15 protein-coding genes are annotated in these 22,800 nt (G+C 74.4%); 4 read left to right on the forward strand and 11 right to left on the reverse strand.

All coding sequences use genetic code 11. The features are described 5' to 3' along the window. Position 1: 1 nt before the first annotated feature. The gene (rpsP, locus tag ADL22_RS15305; RefSeq protein ID WP_066978743.1) at positions 2–445 is read right to left on the reverse strand and encodes a 30S ribosomal protein S16; all 444 of its coding nucleotides are present in this window, start codon (positions 443–445) and stop codon (positions 2–4) included. Positions 446–600: 155 nt separating this feature from the next. Continuing rightward, positions 601–1,191 carry a hypothetical protein gene (locus ADL22_RS15310; RefSeq protein ID WP_066978746.1) on the reverse strand — a complete coding sequence of 197 codons (591 nt, stop codon included), beginning with the start codon at positions 1,189–1,191 and terminating at the stop codon, positions 601–603. 556 nt (positions 1,192–1,747) lie between these two features. Here ADL22_RS15310 and ADL22_RS15315 point away from each other — a divergent pair. Further along, a complete protein-coding gene (locus ADL22_RS15315) occupies positions 1,748–2,605 on the forward strand; it encodes a methyltransferase domain-containing protein (protein WP_066978749.1) in 858 nt (285 codons plus the stop codon). A gap of 104 nt (positions 2,606–2,709) precedes the next feature. Here the strand turns inward: ADL22_RS15315 and ffh are convergent, their stop codons facing one another. From ffh to ADL22_RS15340, 5 genes are all read right to left on the reverse strand, one after another. After that, entirely contained in the window at positions 2,710–4,257 is a 1,548-nt protein-coding gene (gene ffh, locus ADL22_RS15320) for a signal recognition particle protein (RefSeq protein WP_066978752.1), read from the reverse strand. 87 nt (positions 4,258–4,344) lie between these two features. Continuing rightward, positions 4,345–6,870, reverse strand: a complete 2,526-nt coding sequence (locus ADL22_RS15325; protein ID WP_066978754.1) for a [protein-PII] uridylyltransferase — start codon at positions 6,868–6,870, stop codon at positions 4,345–4,347. Continuing rightward, positions 6,867–7,205 (reverse strand): P-II family nitrogen regulator, encoded by a 339-nt coding sequence (locus tag ADL22_RS15330; RefSeq protein ID WP_066978757.1) that lies wholly within the window; start codon positions 7,203–7,205, stop codon positions 6,867–6,869. Before ADL22_RS15330 ends, ADL22_RS15325 begins: the two co-directional genes overlap by 4 nt. Further along, positions 7,202–8,551, reverse strand: coding sequence for an ammonium transporter (locus ADL22_RS15335; RefSeq protein ID WP_066978759.1), 1,350 nt, complete (start codon positions 8,549–8,551; stop codon positions 7,202–7,204). Before ADL22_RS15335 ends, ADL22_RS15330 begins: the two co-directional genes overlap by 4 nt. Positions 8,552–8,732: 181 nt before the next feature. Then, positions 8,733–10,223, reverse strand: coding sequence for a hypothetical protein (locus tag ADL22_RS15340; protein WP_066978762.1), 1,491 nt, complete (start codon positions 10,221–10,223; stop codon positions 8,733–8,735). Positions 10,224–10,701: 478 nt separating this feature from the next. On the opposite strand from ADL22_RS15340, the gene ADL22_RS15345 reads away from it, so the two are divergent. Then, complete coding sequence (locus ADL22_RS15345; RefSeq protein WP_066978765.1) at positions 10,702–11,400, forward strand: bifunctional DNA primase/polymerase; 699 nt, start codon at positions 10,702–10,704, stop codon at positions 11,398–11,400. Between the two features lie 130 nt (positions 11,401–11,530). Here ADL22_RS15345 and ftsY read toward each other — a convergent pair whose 3' ends face one another. Further along, complete coding sequence (ftsY, locus tag ADL22_RS15350; RefSeq protein ID WP_066978768.1) at positions 11,531–12,760, reverse strand: signal recognition particle-docking protein FtsY; 1,230 nt, start codon at positions 12,758–12,760, stop codon at positions 11,531–11,533. A 99-nt stretch (positions 12,761–12,859) separates the two neighbouring features. Beyond that, complete coding sequence (locus ADL22_RS15355) at positions 12,860–13,102, reverse strand: hypothetical protein (protein WP_066978771.1); 243 nt, start codon at positions 13,100–13,102, stop codon at positions 12,860–12,862. Positions 13,103–13,514: 412 nt separating this feature from the next. Here ADL22_RS15355 and ADL22_RS15360 point away from each other — a divergent pair, with 412 nt between their 5' ends. Further along, positions 13,515–15,002, forward strand: coding sequence for a purine-cytosine permease family protein (locus ADL22_RS15360; protein WP_066978775.1), 1,488 nt, complete (start codon positions 13,515–13,517; stop codon positions 15,000–15,002). A gap of 157 nt (positions 15,003–15,159) precedes the next feature. Beyond that, positions 15,160–16,956: an ankyrin repeat domain-containing protein gene (locus tag ADL22_RS15365; protein WP_066978778.1), complete on the forward strand. Its 1,797-nt coding sequence runs from the start codon at positions 15,160–15,162 to the stop codon at positions 16,954–16,956. A 95-nt stretch (positions 16,957–17,051) separates the two neighbouring features. Here ADL22_RS15365 and ADL22_RS15370 read toward each other — a convergent pair whose 3' ends face one another. Together ADL22_RS15370 and ADL22_RS15375 are read right to left on the reverse strand one after the other, a co-directional pair. Then, a complete protein-coding gene (locus tag ADL22_RS15370; RefSeq protein WP_066978781.1) occupies positions 17,052–18,470 on the reverse strand; it encodes a sugar porter family MFS transporter in 1,419 nt (472 codons plus the stop codon). Positions 18,471–18,738: 268 nt separating this feature from the next. Continuing rightward, positions 18,739–22,620, reverse strand: coding sequence for a chromosome segregation SMC family protein (locus ADL22_RS15375; RefSeq protein WP_079064149.1), 3,882 nt, complete (start codon positions 22,618–22,620; stop codon positions 18,739–18,741). Positions 22,621–22,800 lie beyond the last annotated feature (180 nt).

Here is a 22,800-nt window from a genome sequence, read left to right on the forward strand (position 1 = left end):
CTCAGTCCTCGGAGGGCTCAGAGGCCGGCTTGTCGGCCGCGGCCTCGTCCGCCTTCTTGTCGGCCTTCTTCGCCTTCGGGGTGATGGCCTCACCCTTCGGCTCGTCGCCGGAAGCCTTGGCGGCGGCCTCGAAGAGGGCGCGCTTGTCGGCCTTCGGCTCGGCGACCTTCATCGGCGCCGGGGCGGGCAGACCCTTGAACTTCTGCCAGTCGCCGGTGACCTTGAGGATGGCCAGCACCGGCTCGGTCGGCTGGGCGCCGACACCGAGCCAGTAGGCGACGCGCTCGGCGTCGACCTCGATGCGGGAGGGGTTCTGCACCGGGTGGTACAGGCCGATCTCCTCGATGGCGCGGCCGTCCCGGCGGGTGCGGGAGTCGGCGACGACGATGCGGTAGTGAGGCGAGCGGATCTTGCCCAGACGCTTCAGCTTGATCTTGACTGCCACTGGAGTGGTGTCTCCTGGTCTTGACGTGGTGGGGCACAACGAGATGCCACGTGGGGTTGCGGTACTCGGGGCCCCGATGGACGCGTCAGTCGGAGGAGAGAGGGGTCCTGTGCGACTGTCGAGTACAGCTGGCAATTGTGCCACACGCTCGGGGGTCAGCCGACCGCGGCCACCTCGGGGATGCGGAAGGGCTTCCCGCACCCGCCGCAGACGATCGGCGCCTGCGCGAGGACGGACGGAACGACCCGGACATTGCGCCCGCAGTCACAGACGGCCTTGACGCGGACGCCGCCTCCGGAGGAGCCGTGCCGGGCGGCCGGTCCGCGGAAGCTGCGGGCGGTGTCGGTGGCGGTGGCGGCGCTGTGGGCCTTGAGGGCCCGGGTGAGCCGCTCGATGGTGGGGCGGTAGCGCCGTCTGGCCTCGGGGTTGAGCGTGACCAGCGAGAAGCCGCTGCTGGGGTGCGGCTCCTCGGTGTGGTCCAGGCCCAGCTCCTCGGCGATCGCCAGGAACCGGCGGTTGTGGTAGCGGCCTGCCCGGGAGGTGTCGCGGATGCCGCGGGCGGCGGCGATGCCGTGGACTGCCTCGTGGAGCAGCCGTTCGAAGGAGAGCTCCGCGCCACAGGCGGACGAGGACTCCCCGATCAGGGATTCGGGCGCGGCCAGATCCGGCAGCTCGGGGTGGTGCCGTTGAATGTCGGCCCACGCGAGCGCCAGCTCGGCGGCGAGAACAGGCGGTGTCGTGCTCACGTCGTGACAACGAGCCGGAGTCGCCCGGTGTTCCGATTCCGGGGCATCCCAAATAATTTGCACGTACCGGTCAGTTTCCGGGCAGGGGGCGTGCGCCGGGCGCGGTGGGCCGATCTGCACAGAAGGCGCCCGCGGACGGCAAGTCCGTACGGACCGCCGCGTACCCCCGCGTACGCCGCATGGCGTAACCGGACCGGACGGCCGGGAGCGGGGTCCGGGCGATGTTACCGGCGGTAGGAAAGCGTGCGGACAGCGGGTCCCGCCCCTCCACCGTAGGGGAACGGCCCCGGCCGGAGCCGCGCCGGTCCGGCGGACCCGGGGGCGGGCGGCCGGCGCTGCCGTGGCGGGACGCGCCGGGCCGGGGCACCCTGGAACGGCGCTCGGGGACCGCACGGACCGGCGCACACAGGGGCGCGCGGGAGCCAACCCCGGCGCACCCTCTGGACGGCCGGTCGGATGCGGAGTTGTCTGGTTCGCGGGGGCGCACAACGCTCGGAAACACGGGGGCGGACGGTACTGATCAGCTTCGGGTTCTCGGCGAATAGGGGCGCTATCGATGTCACCCACGCTCGTGCGGCACCAGCTTCCGAACACCGGGGCCATGCGCGGTGACGGGCCGGCGGCACCGGCCGGCGCGCGCGAGCGCGCCCGCGACTGGGCGGAGATCCAGGAGCGGATGCTGGTCCCCCTCTACGAGGCCGCCTACGACCGGCTGGGCGTCGGGCCCGGCACCCGGCTGCTGGCGCTGGGCTGCGGGTCCGGGCTGGCGCTGCTGCTCGCGGCGGCGCGCGGGGCGCAGGTCAGCGGGGTGGACGCGGACGAGTGCCGGCTGGAGCTGGCGCGCGAGCGGCTCACCCCGGAAGGGATGCCGGACGCCACCCGGCTGGTCAGCGGCGGGCTGGCGGACGCGGCCCCCGAGGACACCGCGTTCACGGTGGTGACCGCGTTCCATCCGGTGGGCTGCGGCGGCGGCCCCGAGGAGCTGGCCGGGTCGCTGACCGCGGCGGCGGCGCTGGCCGAGCGCGGCAGCGCGGTGGTGCTGGGCGGCTGGGGCCCGGTGGAGCGGTGCGCGACGACCGGCGTGCTCCGGGTGGCGCAGCGGCTGGCCGAGCCCGCGGCCGCCTTCGGCGCCGGCTGGCGGCTGGCCGGCCGGGACGATCTGGAGGAGCTGGCGGACCGGGCGGGGCTGCGGCCCGACGGGTCGGGGCGGGTGTCCTGCCCGTTCGGCTACGCGGACCTGGCGAGCGCGGTGCGCGGGATGCTGTCGACCGGCCTGTTCGACGCGGCGCTGGAGGTGGCCGGGGCGCGGCTCGTGGAGAAGGAGCTGACGGAGGCGCTGCATCCGTACCGGCGGCCGGACGGGACGGTGTGGATGCCGAATGTGTTCCGGTATCTGATCGCGCGGACCCGGTAGCGGGGTCCGGCAGCGGCGACCCGGTAGCGCGACCCCTCGCGCAACGGACGAGCCCCCGGCCACGGGGAGGTGGCCGGGGGCTCGTCCGTCGTTGCGGGTACGGGTCAGCCCATGAACTTCTTGAACTCGTCGGGGAGTTCGAAGTTCTGCGGGTCCTGGCCGCCCTGCGGGAGGCCGAAGGCGCTGCCGGCCGCGGCCTCGCGGCGCGCCGCGGCGGCCTCCTCCTCGGCCTTGCGCTTCATGGGGTTGCCGCTCTTGCGCTTGCCCTTGGCCTGCTTGATCTGCTTCTTCTTCCGGCCGGGGCCGCCGCCCATCCCGGGGATGCCGGGCATCCCGGGCAGGCCGCCGCCCTGGGCCATCCGCGACATCATCTTGCGGGCGTCGAAGAACCGCTCGACCAGATTCTTGACCATGCTGACGTCGACACCGGAACCGCGGGCGATACGGGCCCGGCGGGAGCCGTTGATGATCGTGGGGTCCTGGCGCTCGGCCGGGGTCATCGACTTGATGATGGCGGCGGTGCGGTCGACCTCGCGCTCGTCGAGGTTGTTGATCTGGTCCTTCATCTGCGCCATACCGGGCAGCATGCCGAGGAGCTTGGAGATCGAGCCCATCTTCCGGACCTGCTCCATCTGAGCCAGGAAGTCGTCGAGGGTGAACTCCTTCGGCCCCTTCGCCAGCTTGGCGGCCATCTTCTCGGCCTCTTGCTGGCTGAAGGTCTGCTCGGCCTTCTCGATGAGCGAGAGCATGTCGCCCATGCCGAGGATGCGGGACGCCATGCGGTCCGGGTGGAACGCGTCGAAGTCGTCCAGCTTCTCGCCGTTGGAGGCGAACATGATCTGCTTGCCGGTGACGTGCGCGACGGAGAGCGCGGCGCCGCCGCGGGCGTCGCCGTCCAGCTTGGAGAGGACCACGCCGTCGAAGCCGACGCCGTCGCGGAACGCCTCGGCGGTGTTGACCGCGTCCTGGCCGATCATCGCGTCGACGACGAAGAGGACCTCGTCCGGGCCGACCGCGTCGCGGATGTCGGCGGCCTGCTGCATCATCTCGGCGTCGATGCCGAGGCGGCCGGCGGTGTCGACGATCACGACGTCGTACTGCTTGGTGCGGGCGTACTCGACGGAGTCCTTGGCGACCTGGACGGGGTCGCCGACGCCGTTGCCGGGCTCGGGGCCGTAGAAGGCGACGCCGGCGCGCTCAGAGACGACCTGGAGCTGGTTGACGGCGTTCGGGCGCTGGAGGTCGCAGGCGACCAGCAGCGGGGCGTGGCCCTGGCTCTTGAGCCAGCGGCCGAGCTTGCCGGCGAGGGTGGTCTTGCCGGCGCCCTGGAGGCCGGCGAGCATGATCACCGTCGGCGGCTGCTTGGCGAAGCGGAGGCGGCGGGTCTCACCGCCGAGGATGCCGATCAGCTCGTCGTTGACGATCTTGATGACCTGCTGGGCGGGGTTCAGCGCCTGGCTGACCTCCGAGCCCAGGGCGCGCTCCTTGACCTGCTTGATGAAGGCCCGGACGACCGGCAGCGCGACATCGGCTTCCAGCAGGGCGATGCGGATCTCGCGCGCGGTGGCGTCGATGTCCGCCTCGCTCAGGCGGCCCTTGCCCCGGAGGTTTTTGAAAGTACTCGCCAAGCGGTCGGAAAGCGTATCGAACACGGCGGTCGTCGATCCTCGGGGTCGGGGGCTTACGGTCCAGTCGGCTTCTAGGGTATCCGGCCACGCAAGCGGACCCGCCGTGGGCCGCTACGCCAGCGCGGCTTCGACCATCGCGGCGGTCTTGCGGGCCACCGGTTCGGGGAGCGGCGCGCCGTCCGCGCCGGTGACGTAGAAGGCGTCCACCGCGCTGGCGCCCAGGGTGCTGATGTGGGCGCTGCGGACCCGGACCCCGGCGGCCTCCAGGGCGCGTCCGATCCGGTGCAGCAGGCCGTGCGCGTCCTGGGCGCGGACCTCGATGACGGTGGCGGTGCGGGAGCCGCCGGGGGCCACGGTGACGCGGGGCGGCGGGGGCGGCGCGGCCCGGGAGCGGTGGGCGTAGGCGCGTTCCCGTTCGGCGAGGCGGGCCGGGACGTCCAGGGTGCCGTCGAGGGTGCGGACCAGGTCGGCGCGGAGCCGCGCGGCCTCGGGCAGCGACCCGTACTGGGCCGCCACCCGCCAGCTGAGCAGCAGCACCGGGCCGCGGCCGGGCGCGTCGAGGGTGCGCAGGTCGGCGGAGCGGACGGTGAGGCGGTGCAGGGCGAGTACGCCGGCGGTGGCGGGCAGGACGCCGGGGCGGTCGGGGACGGCGAGGAGGAGTTCCACGCCGACCGGTTCGGGGGCGGTGGGGTCGGCGGCGTCCGGGGCGGTGCCGTGCGGGTGGGCGGCGCCGGGCGGGGCGCTCTCGGGGCGGGCGCGCAGGGCCAGGGCCGGGCCGCCGGTGCGGGCGGCCTCCTCCGCCAGGCGCCGCTCCTCGGGGGTGGGCTCGGCGGTCTCGCGCGGGTCGGGCGCCGGCGCGCCGGCGAGGCGGTCGGCGACCCGCCGGACCAGGCCGGCCACCAGCCCGGCGCGCCAGGCGCTCCAGGCGGCCGGCCCGGTGGCGAGCGCGTCGGCCTCGGTGAGCGCGTGCAGGAGTTCCAGGGTGCCGGTGTCGCGGACGGCGGCGGCGACCGCGCCGGTGGTCTCCGGGTCGTCCAGGTCGCGGCGGGTGGCGGTCTCCACGAGCAGCAGGTGGTGCCGGACGAGGGTGGCGATCACCTCGGTGTCGGCGGGGCCGAAGCCGAGCCGGGCGGCGGTCTCGCGGGCCAGGGCCGCGCCGGTCGCGCAGTGGTCGCCGGGGCCGCCCTTGCCGAGGTCGTGCAGCAGCGCGGCGGTCAGCAGCAGGTCGGGCCGGTGGACGCGGCGGGCCAGCGCGGCGGCCCGGACGGCGGTCTCGACCAGGTGCCGGTCGACGGTCCAGGTGTGGACGGGGTTGCGCTGCGGGCGGCAGCGGACCCGTTCCCACTCGGGCAGCAGCCGGGTCAGGACGCCCTCGGCCTCCAGGGCCTCCCATACGGGCACGGTGGACGGGCCCGCGCCGAGCAGGGTGATCAGCTGGTCGCGGGCCTCGGCCGGCCAGGGCACCGGCAGCGGGTGGGCGGTGAGCGCGGCGGCGCAGCGGCGGACGGCGGCGGGGGCCAGCGGCAGTCCGGCCTGGGCGGCGGCGGCCGCGGCGCGCAGCAGCAGGGCGGGGTCGCGTTCGGGGCGGGCGGTGCGGGCCAGCACCGCCTCGCCGTCGAGTTCGACGACGCCGTCGGCCAGCGGGGAGCGTTCGGCGCGGCCGGCGGTGCGGCCGGGCAGCAGGCCGCGCAGCACCGGCCGGACGGAGCGGGCCCGCAGCACCCGGCCGACCTCGCGCCAGGTGACGTCGGCGGCGTAGGCGAGGGTGCGGGCGGCTTCGTAGGTGCGGCGGAGCAGGGCGTCCGCGTCGGGCAGGCCGAGGGCGGCGGCGACCTGGTCCTGCTCCTGGAGGGAGAGCCGGTCGGTGGCGCGCCCGGTGGTGAGGTGCAGGGCGTCCCGGGTGTCCAGGAGGGCGGTGCGGGCGGCCTCCAGTCCGCCGCGGGGGGCGTCGGCGAGCCAGGAGGCGGCGACGGCGCGCAGGGCGGTGGCGTCGCGCAGACCGCCGTGCGCCTCCTTGAGGTCGGGTTCGAGGAGGTGGCGGAGTTCGCCGTGGCGTTCGGCGCGCTCCCGGCACAGCTCGCGGAGTTCGGGCAGCCGCCGGGGGGCGCTCTCGCGCCAGTCGGCGTACGCGGCGGTGCGGACCTGTTCGGTCAGCGCGGGGTCGCCGGCCAGGTGGCGGGCGTCGAGCAGGCCGAGCTGGACCCGGAGGTCGCCGCGGGCGGCGCGGCGGGCCTCGGCGGGGGTGCGGACGGCGTGGTCGAGGTCCAGGCCGAGGTCCCAGACCGGGTACCAGAGGCGGTCGGCGAGCGCGGCCAGTTCGGCGGGGGCGGCCCGGCCGTCGTGGAGCAGGAGGAGGTCGAGGTCGCTGCGGGGGGAGAGTTCACCGCGGCCGTAGCCGCCGACCGCGGCCAGCGCGACGCCGCCGGCCGGCCCGGCCGCCCCGGCCAGCAGGGCGGCGAGCCAGTCGTCGGTGAGCCGGGCGAGGGCCGTCCGGCGGTCACTGCCGGTGGGGTGCGCGGATTCGAGGAGGCGTACCCGGGCGGCGGCGAAGCCGTCCGGGGAAGCGGAGGGGCCCTTCCCCGCAGCGGGATGCCCCTCCGGACCCCCCGCGCTCCCCCGCCCCGGCCCGCCGCTCACAGCGCGTCCGGGCCGCGTTCCCCGGTGCGCACCCGTACGGCCTCCTCCACGGGGACGCTCCACACCTTCCCGTCGCCGATCTTGCCGGTGCGGGCGGCGTTGACGACGACGTCCAGCAGTTCGGCGGCGTCGGCGTCCTCGACGAGGACCTCGATGCGGATCTTGGGTACCAGGTCGACGGTGTACTCGGCGCCCCGGTAGACCTCGGTGTGGCCGCGCTGCCGGCCGTAGCCGCTGGCCTCGGTGACGGTCAGGCCGTGCACGCCGAACGCCTGGAGGGCCTCCTTCACCTCGTCGAGCCGGTGCGGCTTGATGACTGCCGTGATGAGCTTCACGCGTCCACCTTCCTGGTCAGGGTCTCGCCGGGGGCGGGGGTGCGGCGGGCCGCGGTGCCGCCGCCCGCGCCGGCGAAGTCGTACGCGGTCTCGGCGTGCGCGGCCTGGTCGACGCCGGTGATCTCCTCGTCCTCGCCGATCCGGAAGCCCATCACCAGGTCGATGGCCTTGGCAAGGACGTAGGAGACGACCAGCGAGTAGAGCAGGACGCAGACCACGCCGACGGCCTGTTTGCCGAGCTGGGCGAAGCCGCCCCCGTAGAGCAGGCCCTTGGCGCCGCTCTGCACGCCGCCGGTGGCGAACAGGCCGACCAGCAGCGATCCGGCGATCCCGCCGACCAGGTGGACGCCGATGACGTCGAGGGAGTCGTCGTAGCCGAAGCGGTACTTCAGGCCGACCGCCATGGCGCACAGCACGCCGGCGATCGCGCCGATGGCGAGCGCGCCGAGCGGGCTGACCGCGCCGCAGGCGGGGGTGATGGCGACCAGTCCGGCGACCGCGCCGGAGGCCGCGCCGAGGGTGGTGAACGAGCCGTGCCGGAGCTTCTCGTAGGCGAGCCAGCCGAGCATCGCGGCGGCGGTGGCGACCTGGGTGTTGACGAAGGCGACCGCGGCGACGCCGTCGTCGTTGTTCAGCCAGGAGCCGGCGTTGAAGCCGAACCAGCCGAACCACAGCAGTCCGGCGCCGAGCATCACCAGCGGCAGGCTGTGCGGCCGCATCGGGTCCTTCTTGAAGCCGATCCGCTTGCCGGCGACGAGGAGCACGCCGAGCGCCGCGGCGCCGGCGTTGATGTGGACGGCGGTGCCGCCGGCGAAGTCGATCACGCCGAGCCGGTAGAGCCAGCCGCCGTCGGCCCACACCCAGTGCGCGACCGGGAAGTAGACGACGCTGACCCACAGGGCGGTGAAGAGCGCCCAGGCGGTGAATTTCACCCGGTCGGCGAGGGCGCCGCTGATCAGCGCGGGGGTGATCACCGCGAACATCAGCTGGAAGACGGCGAAGACGTAGACCGGGACGGTGGAGGTGCCCCACAGCTGGGTCAGGCCGATGTGGCCGAGGCCGGCGAAGTCGCCGTTCCAGCCGATGACGCCGCCGTTGTCGGTGCCGAAGGCGAGCCCGAAGCCGTAGAGCACCCACAGGACGGTGACGATGCCCAGGCTGATGAAGCTCATCATCAGCATGTTCAGGACGCTCTTGACCCGGACCATACCGCCGTAGAAGAACGCCAGGCCGGGCGTCATGAGCATCACCAGGGCGGAGCAGATCAGCATGAACCCGGTGTTGGCGGGGCTGAGGGTGGCTTTCGCCGCGAGGCCGTCTGCGAGCGGAAGGATGCCTGGGGGCATCGGCGTCTCCTCGTCGTCGATGCGGCCCGTGCGGGTGCGGGGTGGGCCGGCTACGCGAAGAGGGTGTCGCGGCGCCGTTTCGGCCAAACCTTGCGGGTGTTTCACGGGGGTGACGAAGCGGTCGCCCCTGTTACACCCGGGTGAACTGCGCGCCCCGGGGCGAGCGCCGCCCCCGGGGGGCTCAGCCCGCCGCCACGGTCTCCGGGAGCTGGCGGGACAGCTCGTCCCCGAGCTCGATCACCTCACTGACCGTCCCGTACTCCCGGACCGCGGTGTCCACCGTCTTCCGCAGGCGGTTGTGGACCCGTTCGGAGCGGACCTGGCGGGCGAACGGGATCGCCTGCCGGGCCATCACCGCGCACGCCTCGGGCTGCTTCTGCAGGAGGTGGACGGTGGCCATCCCGATGAGGTTGAGGGCGTAGGAGCGCTGGTGCTCGGGGTCCTCGCGGAACAGCTCGACGGCGCGCCGCATGGCCGGCTCGGCGAGCGAGGTGTACGTGGGGCTGCGGCCGGCCACGTAGGCGAGGTCGCGGTAGGAGTGGGCGTTCTCGGCGTTCAGCTCGGCCTCGGAGAAGAAGCGGATCCAGTCCGGCTCCGGCTCGCCGGGGGTGATGTCGGAGAAGGTGTCCTCGGCCATCCGCACCGCCCGCTTGACCTTGCTGGGCTGCCCCATGCCGGCGTACGCGCGGGCCTCCATCGCGTACAGCATCGCCTGAGTGCGGGGGGTGGCGGTCTCCCGGCTGCCGTACTGGGCGAGGTGGATCAGCTCCAGCGCGTCGTCGGGCCGGCCGAGGTGGATCATCTGCCGGCTCATGCTGGAGAGGATGTACGAGCCGAGCGGGCGGTCGCCGGCCTCCTTGGCGGCGTGCAGGGCGAGCACGAAGTACTTCTGGGCGGTGGGCTGGAGGCCGATGTCGTAGCTCATCCAGCCCGCCAGCTCGGCGAGTTCGGCGGCGACCTTGAACAGCCGGGTGGCGACCTCCGGCGGCTGCGGCTCCTGGAGGAGGTCGGTGACCTCGTGGAGCTGGCCGACCACCGCCTTGCGCCGCAGCCCGCCGCCGCACTGCGCGTCCCACATCCGGAACATCGCGGTGGTCGCCTCCAGCAGCTCCAGCTCGGGGCGGGAGAGGCGGGCCGGGCGGGTGCGGTCGGGCCGCGCCCCGGGGTCGGCGGGGGCGGCCGGCACCGGCACCAGCCAGCGCTGCATCGGCTCGATGAGGCTCGGTCCGGCGGCCAGGGCGAGCGAGGTGCCGAGGAAGCCGCGGCGCGCCAGCATCAGGTCGCTGCGGGTGAACTCGCTGATCAGGCCGACCGTCTGGGGTCCGGCCCAGGGGAGGTCGACGCCGGAGACGGACGGGGAGCGGTGGGCCGTGCGCAGGCCCAGCTCCTCGACGCCGACCACGCAGCCGAAGCGCTCGGAGAACAGCTCGGAGAGGATCCGGGGGATCGGCTCCCGGGGCTGCTCGCCGTCCAGCCAGCGGCGCACCCGGGAGGTGTCGGTGCTGATGTGGTGGGCGCCCATCTGGCGGGCGCGGCGGTTGACCTGCCGCGCCAGCTCGCCCTTGGACCAGCCGCTGCGCAGGAACCACGAGCCCAGCTGCGCGTTGGGCCGCTTGGCGGCCTCGCTGCCGCCCGTGCCGCCCGCGCCGGCGGTGCCGCCAGTGCCGCCCACAGGAATGCCCCCATTCCGATCGCGCTTGTCCGCGAAACACCCACAGGATGCCGCCTGTTGCGGCGCCCGTGCCGCCGTACCTCTACCCGACCGCGGAATCCGGCCACACCTCCGCCGGTGCGATCGGGCGCCTTGCCACCGGCATACCCGGGCGCGAGGTGCCCCTCCGCGGTGGGTGCACCGAAAGTAATCCTACGATCACTCCCGGCGCGACGCCGATCGCGGAAACGCCACCATTCGCCACCCCTCCGCGTGAACTACCCGGGCTTCTCCCGCGATTGACTTGACACAGGTCATCCGGGGCCGGGCGGAGCGAAGCACGCCAGGGCGCGCGCCCGCCGCCGCACCACCCGGTGCACGACCGCACACCAACGGCATCGCGGACCGCCGACGGAGCGTGAACACCAGCGTGAAGAACCGTCTCCTCGTCAATGCGCCGACTCGTAACCACTCACACGCACCACCCGTTGGAGGGGGCATGGGTTTCACGATCGGCGGCATCCGGGACCGGCGTACGGGTCCTGGCCGCCGCCTCCGCTCGGCCGAGGGCACCGCGGTCGCGGAGTACACCGGACTGTGGGGCTGGGACGTGGTCCCCGGGGCCCGCGCGGTGCGGACCGGCGGCCGCACGGAGTGCTCGTGCGGCGCGGCGGACTGCCCCGCGCCGGGCGCGCATCCGCTGTCCTTCGGCCGCGAGCTGGCGGCCGGCGCGACGCTGGAGGAGGCGCTGGCCGCCTGGGCGGAGACGCCGGGCGCGGCGGTGCTGCTCCCGGTGGGCCGCTCCTTCGACGTCCTGGACGTCCCGGAGGAGGCCGGGCGGGGCGCGCTGGCGCGGCTGGAGCGGATGGGGGTGCCGCTGGGGCCGGTGGCGGTCACGCCCACCGGGCGCGCGCTCTTCCTCGTCGCCCCCGGGGCGGCCGCCGCGCTCCCCGACCTCCTCTACCGCATGGGCTGGGACGACGCGGAGCTGGACCTGCGGCCGCTGGGCCCGGGCGCGTACGTCACCGCGCCGCCGTCCGACCTCGGCGGGCGCGGCCCGGTGCGCTGGCTCCGCCCGCCGTCCCTGGAGACCGCCGGCCGGCCGCCGCAGGCCCGGCTGCTGCTGGGCACGCTGGCGTACGCGTGCAACCGCGCGGCGGGCGGGCGGGCCGCGCCGGACGGGCCGCGGGGTTTCTGAACGGGGCGCGGGCCCCGGGTGGTGATCGCGGCCCGTGTTGGCCGGATCCCTGTGCCCCGGACGGCGGCGGCCCCCGCCACCCGTCGTACGCGGGTGGCGGGGGCCGCCGCCGTCAGACCGTGGCGCCGGGTCAGCTGATCAGCGCGTCCACGAACGCCTCGGGCTCGAACGGCGCCAGGTCGTCCGGGCCCTCGCCCAGGCCGACCAGCTTGACCGGGACGCCCAGTTCGCGCTGGACGGCGATGATGATGCCGCCCTTGGCGGTGCCGTCGAGCTTGGTGAGCACCACGCCGGTGATGTCCACGACCTCGGCGAAGACCCGCGCCTGGACCAGGCCGTTCTGGCCGGTGGTGGCGTCCAGGACGAGCAGCACCTCGCCCACCGGGCCGTGCTTCTCCACGACCCGCTTGACCTTGCCCAGCTCGTCCATCAGGCCGGTCTTGGTGTGCAGCCGGCCCGCGGTGTCGATCAGCACGACATCGGCGGACTCGGCGATGCCCTCCTTCACCGCGTCGTAGGCGACCGACGCCGGGTCGCCGGCCTCCGGGCCGCGGACCGTACGGGCGCCGACCCGCTCGCCCCAGGTCTGGAGCTGGTCGGCGGCGGCGGCGCGGAAGGTGTCGGCGGCGCCGAGGACGACGGACTTGCCGTCGGCGACCAGGACGCGGGCGAGCTTGCCGGTGGTGGTGGTCTTGCCGGTGCCGTTGACGCCGACGACCATCACCACGCCGGGGATCTCGCCGCCGCCGTTGCCGATGCCGTTGGCGGTGTGCACGGTGCGGTCGGCGTCGGTGCCGATGAGGGCGAGCAGCTCCTCGCGGAGCAGCGTGCGCAGGTCCTCGGGGGTGCGGGTGCCGAGCACCCTGACCCGCTCGCGCAGCCGCTCGACCAGCTCCTGGGTGGGGGCGACGCCGACGTCGGCGGTCAGCAGGGTGTCCTCGATCTCCTCCCAGGTCTCCTCGTCGAGGTGCTCGCGGGAGAGCAGGGTCAGCAGACCCTTGCCGAGGGTGTTCTGGGAGCGGGCGAGCCGGGCGCGCAGCCGCACCAGGCGGCCGGCGGTCGGCTCGGGGACCTCGACGGCGGGCGCGGCGGGCGCCTCCGGCTCGGCGGCCGGTGCCTCGGGCTCGGCCACGGGGGCCTCGGCCGCGGGCAGCTCGACCTCTTCGATCGTGCGGCGTTCTTCGTCGCGCGGGGTCTCGGCCTCCTCGCCGACCTGCGGTTCGGCGGGGGGCGCGGTGACGGAGGGGGTGGGCGGCGGGGGCGGCGGCAGCTGCTTCTTCCTGCGGCCGGTGACGACGAGCCCGCTGATCGCGCCGAGCACGACCACGGCGATGACTACGGCAAGGATGACGGTTTCCATAACCCCTCCAGTATCAGCCACACCCCGCCGCCGGCCGCGGCACGCGCCCGGGGATCCGCCCCGGGTGCCGGAGGGCGTACGACCCCGGCCCGGCCCGGTCTACGACTCGCGGCGCTCCTGGGTACGCCAGCGCTCCAGAGTGGGGTCGCGGTCCGCGTCGTACGTCCCGGTGCCCTGGCAGTGGCGGCACTCGCCGGCCCGCTGGACGGTCTCGCAGGGCCCTCGGAACGGATCGGCGCCGGGTCCGTAGGCGAGGGCCTGGGACACATATCCGGTGCCCTGGCACCACTGGCACGTCTTGTCCGGCACATCGGCCTCCCACGGGTCCGCGCTGTCGTTCATCCGGTCACCTTGCACCAAGGACGCTCCGCCATGCCCAGGGGGGCGTTTTCCCGCCGCCGGCGGTCTCACGCGCACCGCGCTCAGACGAGAGATGCGTCTCTCCGAAGGGCTCCAGGGAACCGCCGGAAACCCGGAAGAGGGGCCTCCGATTCCTCTTTCGGCCGTCCACTGCGCCCATGTATGTCCTGATCACGGGGGTGTGACTGGATTCATCGACAAGATGGCCTGACCTGTGTCATCGTCAGGGGGTCCAAGGGGGCGGACCGGTAGAAGTTGGACCTAAGTACGATGGTGGTCGGCCGCGCAACGCGCGTAGAGTCCTGGCAATCGCAATCTGGCCGGGCATCACTGCCGCTGCCTGCACCTCCCTCCCGGAGGTGCCCCAGACCCCCGCACGGAGACAGCTGCACCCATGGGCACCAGCACTACGTCCTCATCCATATCCGCCCCCGCGGCCGAAGGCGCCGTCGAGACCCGGGGCATCGAGCCGGTCCCGGATCACGAGCGCCGGGGACGGGTCCGCGAGCTCTTCCCCACCTGGGTGGCGGCGAACATCAGCGTGCTGCTGCTCACCATGGGCGCGTCCCTGGTGATCAACAACGCGCTGAACTTCTGGCAGGTGCTGGTCGTCGCCGCGATCGCCTCGACGATCTCGTTCGGCATCGTCGGCCTGCTGTCGGTCTCCGGTAAGTGGGGCGGCGCGCCGGGCGCGATGCTCTCCCGGGCCGCCTTCGGCGTGCGCGGCAACTACTTCCCGGGCGCGATCCTGTGGGTCGCCCGCTTCGGCTGGGAGACCATCAACGCGGTCAGCGGCGCGTACGCGATCCTGACCGTGCTCCGCCTCGTCTTCGGCATCAAGACCAACAACGTGCTGGTCGTGGTGACGCTGCTGGGCTTCGTCGCCTGCACCTTCCTGGTCAGCGGCCTGGGCCGCAAGGCGCTCAACGTCTGCAACAAGTACTCCACGTACCTCTTCAGCCTCATCAGCGTCGTGGTGCTGGTCTACCTGATCGTCGAGATGCCGTGGGGCGCCATCTTCGCCAAGGCGCCGGGCAGCGGCGCGATGATGATCGCGGGCATCGGCACCATCGCGGCCGGCGGCCTCAGCTGGGTGCCCACCGGCCCGGACTTCGCGCGCTACCTCCCGCACTCCGCGTCCGGCAAGAAGATCGTCGGCACCACCGTCTCCGGCGCCGCGCTGGTGCTCGTCCCGATGGTGGTCATGGGCGGTGTGATGGCCGTGTCCAACCCGGAGCTGGCCAACCAGAACACCGACCCGATGTCCTTCCTCGGCCAGGTGCTGCCGTCCGCCATCGCGATCCCGTACCTGATCACCGCGCTGATCGGCATGATGCTGATCAACAGCCTGTCGATGTACTCCGCCGGCTTCACCGCGCAGACCATGGGCGTCAAGCTGCCGCGCGCCCTGGCGGTCAGCATCAACGCCGCCATCAGCCTCATCGGCGGCCTGTTCATGATGCTGGTGGCCAAGGACTTCGTGGGCCAGTTCATCGCCTTCCTGACCCTGCTCGCGGTCTCGTTCTCCGCCTGGATCGGCGTCTACGGGGTGGACATGTTCCGCCGCCGCAAGATGGCCGTGCGCTACCACGCGGAGAGCCTGATGACCATCGGCCGCACCAGCCGGTACTGGTACCGCGGCGGCTTCTGCTGGCAGGCGCTGACCGCCTGGGGCGTGGCGCTGCTGGCCGGGCTGTCCTTCACCAAGGTGCAGTGGTTCTCCGGCCCGCTGGCCGGCACCTGGATCGGCGAGAACGGCCTGGGCTGGGCGGCCACCGTCCTGATCGCCGCGGTGGTCTTCGCGGTCCTGCCGGCCGCCCCGGAGAACGCGGCCCCGGCGCCGGCGGCCGAGGCCGAGCCGAAGGCCGTCGAGACCGTCTGATCCCGACGGGTTGCCCTCCCCTCCACGGCATAACTGACGTATCGTCAGCTACGGTCCCCTTCGCCACCTGCTCTGGCGGAGGGGACCCGCCATGTCCGCGGCCCCCGCGAGCGGCGGCGCGCGGCCGATTGTCAGTGGTGGGTGCCACGATCGGTGCATGAGCTTCTTCGACGGTCTGACCGCGGCCGAACCACCGCCCGAAGTCCCCGACGAGACCCTGGAGTTGGGTTCCTACGTCCCCGCCGGGGACGAGGAGTTCGCGCCCTCCCACTGGTTCGTCCCGGCCCAGCTCCCGCAGCTCGCCGAGGCCGGCGCGGGCCCGGCGGCGCGGATCCTGCTGACCGGCTGGGACGTCTGGCCGCGGTCGGTGACGATGCGGCTGTCGGTCTTCCTGCGCCGGATCCGCCCCGGCGGCCGGACGTCGCCGTTCGGGCACCCGGGCGGCGGGGCTCTGCGCTGCGGGCTGCTGCTGGCCGACGGGCGGAAGGTCACCACCCTGGACGGCGCCTCCTGGCCGGCGTCCGGGCGGTCCGGCCCGACGCTGCGGCTGAGCGGCGGCACCGGCGGCGCGTTCCACTACGCGCTCGAACTCCACCTCTCGCAGCTGCCGCCGGCCGGGCCCACCCAGCTGGTGGTGGAGTGGCCGGACGAGCAGGTGCCCGAGACGGTCACGGTCTTCGACGCCGGACCGCTGCGGGCGGCGGCCCGGGAGGCGCGGGAGATCTGGCCGGACGCGGCGGTGACGGAGGCCGTGGCGCCGGGCGCGGCGGGGCCGGACGCCGCCGGGCTTGACACCCCGGTGCCGGACGCCGCGGCTCCGGACGCTCCGGCGGACGGCGGGGAATCGCGGGGGTTCCTCGCCGTCAGCGCCGGGCCGGCCGAGATCCTGGCCCGGCCGGCCGAGCCGGAGGCCGCGGTGTGGCGCCCGCCCGCCCCCGATCCGGCCCGCGCCGACTGGGAGGGGATGGTCAACGCGCACTGGCAGGACGCCGCCGTGGTGCGGGCCCGGCTGGCCCGCGGCGCCGATCCGGCCGGCCGCGCGCCCGGCTCCCGGGAGGCGCCGCTGCACCGCGCCGCCGCGTACGGCTCGCCGGAGGCGGTCGCCGCCCTGCTGGAGGCCGGCGCGCCCGTGGACGAGCCGGACGACCAGGGCTGCTCCCCCCTGTGGCACGCCGTCTGCCACGGCGCGCGGGAGACCGCCGCGCTGCTGCTGCGGGCCGGCGCCGACGCCTGGCGCCCGCGGGTCGCCGGCCGCTCCCCCGGCCGGCTGGCGCTGACCACGGAGCTGGCCCCGCTGTTCGCCGGGCTGCCGGGCGCGGTGCCGCTCACTCCCGGGGAGCGCGCCGCCCAGCGGGAGGCGGACGAGCGGGCGGCGGTGTTCGAGGGGGTGGACACCGACGGCCTCTCGGTGGCGTTCGTGGCGGGCGTCGGCGAGGAGGAGGCGATCCGCCGGCTGGGCCTGGACCCCCGGGACGTCCCGGTGCTCCCGCCGGAGGCCGCGGCGGATCCGGACCGCGCCGCCTCGTACGGCCCCGATGAGTGCGATGTCGAGGAGGCGCACCGCTGGGTCGGCGTCACCGGCGTGCCCGGCGGCTGCGTACTGGTCCAGCCGCTGTCGTATCTGCTGAGCACCGAGCCGCCGCTGGACGCCCTCTCCCCCGGCACCACCGCGTACGGGCTGTACTTCAACCCCAAGGGCGGCACCTTCGGCACGCTCTCCCGGGACGGCCGCACCGAGCGGATGGAGGAGATCGGCCTCCCGCCGTACGGCGACGAGCCCGAGGGCCACTGGCTGTACCGCTTCTGGAGCTGGTCCCTGCCGGCCGCCATGTACGGCGCGCACGAGCTGGCGTACGCCTCGGCGGAGGCCGGCCTGCGCCTGGCGGACGCCGAGCCGGTGGCCGGTGCGCCGCGCCGCTGGCTGCTCATACCCGAGGACAGCCCGCTCCTGTAGGACAGCCGGTCCCGTCCGTCCCCGCACAGCACCGCTGCCCCGGCTCGGGTGAGCCGGGGCAGCGGTGAGGACTGAGGAGAGGGCTGGCGGGGGGGTTAGCCCATCTCCTCCAACGCCTTGCCCTTGGTCTCCTTCACGAACTTGAGCACGAAGGGGATCGAAAGCACGGCGAAGATCATGTAGATCACGTAGGTGCCGGAGAGGTTCCAGTCGGACAGGCTCGGGAAGCTCGCCGTGATCGCCCAGTTGGCGATCCACTGCGCGCAGGCGGCGACGCCCAGCGCGGCGGCCCGGATCTTGTTCGGGAACATCTCGCCCAGGAAGACCCAGACCACGACACCCCAGGAGAGGGCGAAGAAGAGCACGAAGCAGTGCGCGGCGATCAGGGCCACGGTGCCCTCGGTGGCCGGCAGGGTGCCGGCCGCGGTCTTGGCGGAGAAGGCCCACGCCTCCAGGGCGAGCGCGACGGCCATGCCGGCCGAGCCGATGAGGGCCAGCGGGCGGCGGCCGATCCGGTCGACGAGCAGCATCGCGATCACGGTGCCGACGATGTTGATGATCGAGGTGGTGAAGCTGTAGAAGAACGAGCTCTCCGGGTTGATGCCGACCGACTGCCACAGCGTCGAGGAGTAGTAGAAGGCGACGTTGATGCCGACGAGCTGCTGGAAGACCGACAGGCCGATACCGACCCAGACGATCGGCAGGAAGCCGCCCCTGCCGCCGAGCAGGTCCTTGAAGGTGGACTTGTGCTCACGGCGCATCGCGTCCTGGATCTCGGTGACCCGGGCGTCGAGGTCCACCGCGCTGCCCTCGACCTCGGCGAGCACCTCCTTGGCGCGGTCGGTCCGGCCGGCCGAGATCAGGAAGCGCGGCGACTCGGGGATCGCGAAGGAGAGCAGCCCGTAGAGGATGGCCGGGACGACCATCACGCCGAGCATCCACTGCCAGGCTTCCAGGCCGGCGATCTTGCCGCGCTGCTGGCCGTCGGCGAGGTTGAGGATGCCCCAGTTGACGAGCTGGGAGACGGCGATGCCGACGACGATGGCCGCCTGCTGGAAGGAGCCGAGCCGGCCGCGGTAGGCGGGCGGCGAGACCTCGGCGATGTAGGCCGGGCCGATGACCGAGGCCATACCGATGGCGATACCGCCCAGGACGCGCCACACGGCCAGGTCCCAGAGGGCGAACGGCAGCGCGGAGCCGATGGCGCTGATGGTGAAGAGCGCCGCGGCGATCTGCATGACCCGGATGCGGCCGATCCGGTCGGCGATCCGGCCGGCGGTGGCGGCGCCGATGGCGCAGCCGATCAGGGCGATGGCGATCACCTGCGCGAGGACGGCGGACCCGACGTCGTAGCGGCTGCGGATCGCCTCGACGGCGCCGTTGATCACGGAGCTGTCGTAGCCGAAGAGAAAGCCGCCCATCGCGGCAGCCGCGGTGATGAAGATGACATGGCCGAGGTGGTCGGGCTGGGCCTTGTGGCCTTCCGGGACCGTCGGCTGCGCGGTGCTGGTCAACGTGAACTCCAGTGGCCCGGCTGCGCTGCCGGGCGTAGGGGGCTGGCCCTTACAAGTGGGGCACACGGTGGGGGCACCCACCACTTGAAGGTAAAAGCAACGTTGCAGAGACTATGCCTTTAAGTTTCGAAGTCAATAGGCCGAACCTGACGGATTTCTCACCCGCCTAACGCAGCCTTCATTCAAGTCCTGAATTGATCTTGGATGGCTTCACGGCCCGACGACACACCGTTCCGGACCGGGTGCGGACGGTCCCGCCCCGCGCCCCTCAGCGCAGCCGCTGACTGATCACCTTCGAGACGCCGTCGCCCTGCATCGAGACGCCGTAGAGCGCGTCGGCGACCTCCATCGTCCGCTTCTGGTGCGTGATCACGATCAGCTGGGAGCTCTCCTGGAGCTCCGCCATGATCCCGATCAGCCGCTGGAGGTTGGTGTCGTCCAGCGCCGCCTCGACCTCGTCCATCACATAGAACGGGCTCGGCCGCGCCTTGAAGATCGACACCAGCAGCGCCACCGCGGTCAGCGACCGCTCGCCGCCGGAGAGCAGCGAGAGCCGCTTGACCTTCTTCCCCGGCGGGCGCGCCTCCACGTCCACCCCGGTGGCCAGCATGTCGTCCGGGTTCGTCAGCACCAGCCGCCCCTCGCCGCCCGGGAAGAGCCGGGCGAAGACGCCCTCGAACTCCCGGGCGGTGTCGCGGTACGCCTCGGTGAAGACCTGCTCGACCCGTTCGTCGACCTCCTTGACCACCCGCAGCAGATCCGACCGGGTCTTCTTCAAGTCTTCAAGCTGCTCGCTGAGGAAGCGGTGGCGCTCCTCCAGCGCCGCGAACTCCTCCAGCGCGAGCGGGTTCACCTTCCCGAGCTGCTGGTACGCCCGCTCGGCGGCCCGCAGTCGCTTCTCCTGCTCGGCCCGGACGAACGGCACCGGCTGGTTGCGGGGGTGGTCCGGGTCGTCGGGCAGCTCCTCGCCCTCGGCCGGCGGGGACGGCGGCACCGGCTGGTCGGGCCCGTACTCGGCCACCAGCACATCCGGTTCGGTGCCCAGCTCCTCCAGCGCCCGGGCCTCCAGCTGCTCGATCCGCAGCCGCTTCTCGGCACCGAGCACCTCCCCGCGGTGCACCGAGTCGGTCAGCTTGTCCAGCTCGGCCGCCAGCTCCCGGCCCTGCTCGCGCTCGGCCGCCAGCGCCCGTTCGCGCTCCGCCTTGGCCGCCTCGGCGGCGGCCCGCTCCTCCTCGGCCCGGACCAGCGACACCTCGATATGCGCCAGCAGCTGCGCCGCGCCGGAGGCCACCGCCTGGGCCACCGCCGCCTCGTGGCGCAGCCGGGCCCGCCGCCGCTCGGCCCGCGCCCGGGCCTCCCGTTCGGCGCGTGCGGCCCGGTCCAGCGCGTCGGCCCGCCCGGCCAGCGCCTTGACCCGCTCCTCGTGCGTACGCGCCTGGAGCCGGGCCTCCATCTCGGTCTGCCGGGCGTTGGCCCCGTCGGCGGCCAGCCGGTCGCGGACGGAGGTGTCGGGCTCCTCGTCGGACGCGGCCGGGTCCTCCTGCGCCGCGGCGAGCCGGGCGGCCAGCTCCTCGGCCTCCTCGGTGGCCGCTGCGAGCGCCTCCTCGGCGCGGGCGGCGGCCGCGGCGGCCCGCTCGGCCTCCCCGGCGGCGGCCCGCGCCTGCCCGGCCAGCCGCCCCAGGTCCCCGGCGACCTCGGACTTCTTCCGGTCGGCCGCGCGCCGCCGCCCGTCCAGCTCCTCGACCAGCGCGGCGCACTCGGTACGGCGCCGCTCCGCGTCCCGGCGGGCCCCGGCCAGCTCTTCGCAGCGGGCGGCCAGCGCGGTCAGCTCGGCCGCCGCCTCGTCGACCGACGCCTGGACCTCCAGCAGGCTCGGCGCCCCCGCCGAACCGCCCTGCGCGAAATGCGCCCCGAGCAGATCGCCGTCCGCGGTGACGGCGGTCAGCTCCGGCCGCGCGGCCACCAGCTCCTCGGCCTCCTCCAGCGTGCCGACCACCACCACATCGCGCAGCAGCCGGGCCACCGACGCGGTCAACTCCCGCGGCCCGCCGACCAGTTCACCCGCCGGTACAAGCCTCCCGGCGGCCCCGGGCGCCCGGCCCGGACCGGTCCCGTACGCACCGGTGGCTTCCCCGGCCCCACCGGGCCCGGCTGCCTCACCGCCTTCACCAGCCCCACCGAACTCACCGGAACCACCGGCCCCACAGGCACCCCCGCCCCCGGCCACCGCCTCCGCCGCGGGCCGCCCGGCGACCTCCGCCGCCACCGGCGAGGCCACCGCCTCCCGGGCCTCCGCGCCCGCCGAGGAGGCCACCGCCTCCCGGACCTCCGCCCCCGCCGGTGCCGGCACCACCGGCCCGGCCTGCCCGGTCCCCACCTGCGCCGGCCCGGCCTGCACCGGCCCCGCCGGCGCCGGCACCCGGGCCGGCCGGCCGCCGCCCAGCACCATCGCCGCCCGCCCCGCGTCCTCCTTCCGCAGCAGCCGTAGCGCCTCGGCCGCGGCGGCCGGTCCGGTGACCGCCACCGCGTCCGCCGCCGCCCCCAGCGCGGCCGCCACCGGCACCTCGTACCCCGGCGCCACGGTCAGCAGCTCGGCGGCCGGCCCGAGCAGCCCGCCGAGCCGGTCCCCGGCGGCCAGCAGCGCGCCGGTGCCGTCCTTGCGGCGCAGCCCGAGGGCGAGCGCGTCGTGCCGGGCGGCGGTCGCCGCGCGCTCCCGCTCGGCGGCGGCCAGCGCCTCCCGCGCCGCGGTCAGCGCGGACTCCGCCGCCGCCAGCTCCGCCCGCGCCGCCTCGTACCGCCCGGTCAGCTCCGCGTCGTCCACGTCCAGCCCGCCGACCTCGGCGCTGCGCCGCTCGTACGCCTCCTGGGCCTCGGCCGCCCGGCTCCGCGCCGCGTCCCGGGCCTCGGCCAGCCGCTCGATCTCCGCCCGCGCCGAGGCGGCCCGGCCGCGCGCGGCGGTCACCCGGCCGCTGAGCCGGGCCAGCCCCTCGCGCCGGTCGGCCAGCGCCCGGGCCGCGTCCCGCAGCCGCCGCTCCTCGTCGGCCAACTGCCGCTCCAGCTCGGCCCGGTGCTCGACGGTGTCGGACAGCGCCCGGCTCGCCGCCTCCAGCGCGGCGGTCAACTCCGCCTCCTGCTCGCGGATCCGGGCCGCCTCCCGCTCCAGGTCCTCCGGGTCCCGGCCGCGCCGCTCCTCCGGCGGCGCCGCGGTGGCGCTGCGCACCCGGGCCTCGGCCAGCGACACCGTGCCGCGCACCCGCTCGGCCAGCCGGGAGAGTTCGTACCAGGTCCGCTGGGCCCGCTCCAGCCGCGGGGCGAGGGCGCGCACCTCCTCCTCGAGCGCCGCCTCGCGCTGCCGGGCGCCGCGCAGCCGCGCCTCCACGGCCTCCTTGCGCTCCTTCAGCGCCGCCTCGTCGGCGATCTCGGCGGCCAGCGCCCGGCGCAGCGCGACGAGGTCGTCGGCGAGCAGCCGCAGCCGGGCGTCGCGCAGATCGGCCTGGATGACGGCGGCCCGCCGGGCGACCGCGGCCTGCCGCCCGAGCGGTTTGAGCTGCCGCCGCAGTTCGTCGGTGAGGTCCTGGACGCGGGCGAGATTGGCCTTCATCGCGTCCAGCTTCCGCAGCGCCTTCTCCTTGCGCTTGCGGTGCTTGAGCACCCCGGCCGCCTCCTCGATGAACGCCCGGCGGCCCATCGGATCGGCGTGCAGGACGGAATCGAGCTGGCCCTGGCCGACGATCACATGCATCTCCCGGCCGATACCGGAATCGGAGAGCAGTTCCTGGATATCCAGCAGCCGGCAGGTGTCGCCATTGATCTGGTACTCGCTGCCGCCGTTGCGGAACATGGTCCGGGTCAGGGTGACTTCGGCGTATTCGATGGGCAGCGCACCGTCGGAATTGTCGATCGTCAGCGAGACCTCGGCCCGGCCGAGCGGCGGCCGCCCGGTGGTCCCGGCGAAGATGACGTCCTCCATCTTCCCGCCGCGCAGCGATTTCGCGCCCTGCTCCCCCATCACCCAGGACAGCGCGTCCACGACGTTGGACTTGCCGGAACCATTGGGGCCGACGACGCAGGTGATGCCCGGTTCGAAGCGGAGCGTCGTGGCGGAGGCGAAGGACTTGAAGCCTCGCAGGGTCAGACTCTTCAGGTGCACGCCATTGGACTCTACCGGCCGCCCCGGCGGCCCCTTCCGCGCCATTCCGGCGGCCGGGGCGCGGGCGTGCGCCCGCCGGGTATCCGCCGCCGTTTCCCTTTCCGGTTTCGCCGGGGAAAGGGAGGGGCACATCATGCGGTAAGGGCGTCACCGAGGGGCTGGGGAATCGCCTGGTACGGA

Origin of the sequence: Streptomyces sp. NRRL F-4489 (genome assembly GCF_001509485.1) — a bacterium.
Classification (GTDB): domain Bacteria; phylum Actinomycetota; class Actinomycetes; order Streptomycetales; family Streptomycetaceae; genus Streptomyces.

Excerpts from the sequence above, each read along its gene's own strand:
- ADL22_RS15360 (WP_066978775.1), top strand. The coding sequence starts at position 13,515 with ATGGGCACCAGCACTACGTCCTCATCCATATCCGCCCCCGCGGCCGAA.
- ADL22_RS15315 (WP_066978749.1), top strand. The coding sequence starts at position 1,748 with ATGTCACCCACGCTCGTGCGGCACCAGCTTCCGAACACCGGGGCCATG.
- ADL22_RS15365 (WP_066978778.1), top strand. The coding sequence starts at position 15,160 with ATGAGCTTCTTCGACGGTCTGACCGCGGCCGAACCACCGCCCGAAGTC.
- ADL22_RS15335 (WP_066978759.1), bottom strand. The coding sequence starts at position 8,551 with ATGCCCCCAGGCATCCTTCCGCTCGCAGACGGCCTCGCGGCGAAAGCC.
- ADL22_RS15355 (WP_066978771.1), bottom strand. The coding sequence starts at position 13,102 with ATGAACGACAGCGCGGACCCGTGGGAGGCCGATGTGCCGGACAAGACG.
- ADL22_RS15345 (WP_066978765.1), top strand. The coding sequence starts at position 10,702 with ATGGGTTTCACGATCGGCGGCATCCGGGACCGGCGTACGGGTCCTGGC.
- ftsY (WP_066978768.1), bottom strand. The coding sequence starts at position 12,760 with ATGGAAACCGTCATCCTTGCCGTAGTCATCGCCGTGGTCGTGCTCGGC.